Source organism: Halalkalibacter alkalisediminis, assembly GCF_028610705.1.
Lineage (GTDB): Bacteria > Bacillota > Bacilli > Bacillales > Bacillaceae_D > Halalkalibacter > Halalkalibacter alkalisediminis.
Genome location: NZ_JAQQWT010000130.1, coordinates 1 through 1,006, shown reverse-complemented (window position 1 = coordinate 1,006; position 1,006 = coordinate 1). Strand labels below are relative to the sequence as shown.

2 protein-coding genes are annotated in these 1,006 nt (G+C 31.8%); both read left to right on the top strand.

Annotation, left to right across the window (positions count from 1 at the left end; all coding sequences use genetic code 11):
* Window positions 1-65 precede the first annotated feature (65 nt).
* Window positions 66-227 (top strand): hypothetical protein, encoded by a 162-nt coding sequence (locus tag PQ474_RS26195; protein WP_273848516.1) that lies wholly within the window; start codon window positions 66-68, stop codon window positions 225-227.
* 153 nt (window positions 228-380) lie between these two features.
* Entirely contained in the window at window positions 381-596 is a 216-nt protein-coding gene (locus PQ474_RS26190; RefSeq protein ID WP_273848515.1) for a hypothetical protein, read from the top strand.
* Window positions 597-1,006: the final 410 nt, after the last annotated feature.

Here is a 1,006-nt window from a genome sequence, read left to right as displayed (position 1 = left end):
GCAGTTTACTTAAAAAACAACTTATTTTACAATAAGTGGGAATGACTTATTAGGGGGATACATAAATGGGAATTGGTGTAGGTTCATTATTATATTTATTACCTATCATTTTAATTGTTTTGGTTATTAGATGGATTAGACTCATTATGTTAAATTCAGAGGAGCAGGTTCAACAAAATAAGGAAATTATAACACTTCTGAGAGAATTAAAGGAAAAGAAGGATTAGGCTATTTTTCTTGCATTAACGGAGTGCGATAGCCTGAATAAAGGTTTATCGCCCTTTCTAGTTGAGGTAATGAGTAGGTTAGTGGAAGTGATGGAAATAATTGGTTAATTATTGGTATTACACTAAAAATAACTAAATATTAGGGAGATTATTATGAGCGAGAAAAAACAAAGATTATCTTTGACTGGTGCAATAGTTATTTTAAGTATTTGCATATTATTTTCTGCTTTCAATATTTCGAGTGCGATAAGAGATGCATCGAGAAACAATCCCAAAAATGGAATAAATGAATACGAGCTAAACAGATTTAATGATAATTTTGAAGAATTTATAAGAACACTTCAAGAAGAAAATGAAACGGGTCAATAATGGTTTTATTAATGTAATTGCTGATCATAAACGCCTTTCTTATTAAATTAACGGGCTCGATGCTTTAACAAGGCATCGCTTGCCTTGTTCCGCTAACGGCAGGTTAGTTAAGGAGTTACAATTGGAAAAATGGTAAATGAAGAATATATATCTTTCTTATAAAGGAATAGTGTCATAGTGGTGTGGTATGTCTATAAACCTTTGCTACAACTAGGTTGTATAAAATCTTGCATAAACGATAAAAAACGAACAAGAGCCAAACCCTTGGTAGATCTGGGATTGGCTCTAAAGGACGCTATTCTTGAACAAGGGTAGTGCTCATTTTTCATTTAAGGGCCATATTGTTGAACAATACCTAGATATCTAGGTTAAAGTTTAGAAGAGATTGTGAAATTTTGTACTTAAAGTAA

Excerpts from the sequence above, each read along its gene's own strand:
- PQ474_RS26195 (WP_273848516.1), top strand. The coding sequence starts at position 66 with ATGGGAATTGGTGTAGGTTCATTATTATATTTATTACCTATCATTTTA.
- PQ474_RS26190 (WP_273848515.1), top strand. The coding sequence starts at position 381 with ATGAGCGAGAAAAAACAAAGATTATCTTTGACTGGTGCAATAGTTATT.